The 3,013-nt window shown below is 62.8% G+C and carries 2 protein-coding genes; both read right to left on the bottom strand.

From position 1 onward, the window contains the following. Positions 1 to 1,546: S53 family peptidase (locus WCA53_RS01720; protein WP_423904822.1), on the bottom strand; the 1,546-nt coding region annotated here is incomplete at its 3' end. Between the two features lie 42 nt (positions 1,547 to 1,588). Continuing rightward, positions 1,589 to 3,013 (bottom strand): hypothetical protein (locus WCA53_RS01725; RefSeq protein ID WP_423904825.1); only part of this gene is annotated, 1,425 nt, incomplete at its 5' end.

A 3,013-nucleotide genomic window follows, 5' to 3' on the forward strand; every position in this document is an offset into this window, starting at 1 on the left:
GCGCGGGCGGCAAGCCGATGCCAAGCAGCGCTGTATTGAGCGGCACGCCGTTGATACTGCCCAGACCCGTCACCGCGTCCCATCCCGGTCCTGCGTTGTACGATCCGTTGGTACCCGAGGTCACGTCGTCGAACACATAGGGTCCCTCGTTCGTATAAAGGTTTTGATTGAGGAATCCAAGCGGTGCGCCGAGCGTCGCGTGCAGCACGGCGGTGAGTCCTGCATAGAGGGGCGCGACGGCGCTGGTCCCGCCCCACGCGCCGATCGACTGGCCGTTCAATATGAGAGGGTAGCCGCTCGCCGGATCGGCGTTGCCGGCCACATCGGGCACGCCGCGGCCGACGTGTCCCTTTGGATTGACCGACACCGGCAGGTCAGCCCACGACTGCCATGGCGGCGGGGCAAACACATTGCTGATGCCCCCGCCACTGCCCGACCATGCTGTCTGCGTGAACGTCGTGCCAGACACGTTGGAGATCGTGGTGCCGCCGCATCCGGTGATGCCAGGGTCTGACGCCGGATAGCTGACCTCGGCCGGATTTTCCGATCCGCTGTCACCGGACGAAGCGAATAGCGTCACACCCAGCGCCTGCGCTTCGGCGATGATGCTCGTCATCGTGCTGATATTCGGCCAGCCGCTTTCGTTGCCACCCCAACTGATCGACAGCACTGAAGGGCGATTGGTTGCGTCGTGGATTGCCGTCGAAAATGCATCCACGAATCCCTGGTCGGTGTTGGGTGCGAAATAGACGACGAGCTTCGCGCCCGGTGCGACCGATCCCGCGACGGCGATATCCAGGATGACTTCAGTGTCGGCATCGCCACCCGGTGTATTGGTCGCGCCATCGATGCCAACCGATGAAACCGCCGGCACGGGCAGTTTGGCGATGTTGGTGAACCATGCCTGGATGTCCGTCTCACGGTAGCCGCCACCGAATTCCAGAATGCCAATAGTCTGTCCCGCCGCGGAAGCGGTGGGAAAGCCATACAGTCTCGCGACTTGCGCCGGCAGGAGCGACGTTGTCGCCTGTCCGGTCGCCGCCTGCCGCATCATGGGTGCTGCAAGCGGGCGCGTATCGAGGCCATGCACGCTCTCAACAATTCCCCCCAGCGCGGCCGGGACGCTCGCGGGCCCCGCATGACCGACGTAGCTCACCGCACCCGTATTAAAGGTCTGCAGTTCGACCGAGAAGGCCTTGTTGATCGCCTGCACGGTACCGGAGACGACAACGGTCCTGCGCGCGGCATTGCTTTCCTCGACCTTGAGGCCATGGCCGGCGGCGTACGCCGCGACGCTCGCGAGGTCCTCGGCCGACGCGCCGTACTGGGCGGCAAACGCTTCGCGCGAGATGTAGTGCCGGGCTCTGGGCGGCGTGCCGGACATGTCTCCCAGGTTCGTGGACGGTGCAGCGCCGTGCTGCGGGCGCACGCGGATGCTGACAAGGAGTGTTGTATTTGGGTCGGCGGGACCGATCGGCGCGGCTCCGGGGACCCGCTTGTGTTCGGAATGGGGGATCGCGTAGGTCGCTGCGGAATTCTGAATCATTTAAAGCTCCTTCAGTGGGGTGACGTGAAGTACGTCGGACTGCTACGCATGTGCGCCGGGCGGTGCGGCGTCGGCGGGTGGCGGGCTACTCTTCGGCGCGGGGTTGGGCGTTGCAGTCTCGGGCGGCGCAGGAACGCGGGAGGGAAAGATTGCACTCACGATCCGGTCGATGAAAGCGAAGAACTTGTCCGACGCATAGCCTGCGACGAACGCGATCGCGAGCGGATAGAACGCTTTGCCGCCGTGAAGGATCTCGCTGAATAGCCCGATGGAAATGCCAACGATCGCAGCCGACGTGATGTGGGCCCGGTAAGCCACCTTCGAATGTTCCGGGTGGAACAGACTTGCTGATGACTCGGCGCTCAATTGCCAGAGTATTGCTGCGCACGCGCCGAGCCGTGCATACAGCACCGGCAACAGGAAGCGTGTGATCGCCCCGACGAAAGCGAGATTGATATCGCGGTCATGGGTTGCCATTGCGCGAATGTCCTGATACACCGCGATCTTCTGAAAGCCCTGTTCGACAACGGCTTCGGGACGCCATGACGTGTGCGTCCCTGTTTGATCCATCGGCCCGGTCGCGAGCAGCGGCAGGTCGATCTCGAGCGCGCGCCGCCGGCTGGCGGGATCGCAGTTCCAGTCGGTCGTTTGCAGCGATGCGTCAGCGCTCGCTCGCGGACCTGAAACCTTTTCCGGTTTGACGTTCCTCGTGTTTGCCTGCTTGCGGGTTTTCGAGTACTCGGGGCAGACCGGCTTGTAGGAACTCTCGGCATCTGCGAACCGCAGAAATTGTCCCATTGCCTCGGTGCGCTTCACATCTGCGTAGAGTTGCCGGTTGTTGGTCGCGAATTGCTGCAGCAACGCCTTGAGCTGTAACGCGGGCTGGGAGTTTTCCAACTGGCCGACAGTTTCTGGATTTTTCTCCTTCACCTCGATGATGTTCGAGCGATAAACCTGCAACAAGTTGTGTATCGTTAGCGCCGCCGAATCATTCGCCTCGACGACTTTCGACACATCCGCGCAGATCTCGTTGGCCACGAACAACAGGCACGAAAGCGATATCACGAGCAAAATAAGGATGAAGGCCGACCATGTATAGATTTTGATCGCGAGCTGCGCGCCCCTGCGCGCTTGCGCGCAAGCCATCCCCGCCATTACCGGTGCGACACACCGGGCAATGCGGTTCATGCCGGCATAAAAGCGTGCCTCCGTCGTTGCATTCCAGGCCAACTCCCGCTGCGCGGCACGTGCGGCCAACAACGACGCGACAGCGCTCTCGGGAATGACCTTGCCGGTATGCGTTGCGTAGGAAACCATATCGTCACAACGGTCCATGTCGTCGGCAATCTGTGCGCCCGGATACCGCACGGCCCGGGCGATCCGACCCATCGCCGCGTGGACGTCCGCTTCGCTCGCCGCGCTCAAGGTGAGCCGTTCCACGCCACGCCGCGCCGCGCGCACGATCTC

The sequence above is a fragment of the Caballeronia sp. genome, assembly GCF_049581465.1.
Taxonomy (GTDB): Bacteria; Pseudomonadota; Gammaproteobacteria; order Burkholderiales; family Burkholderiaceae; genus Caballeronia.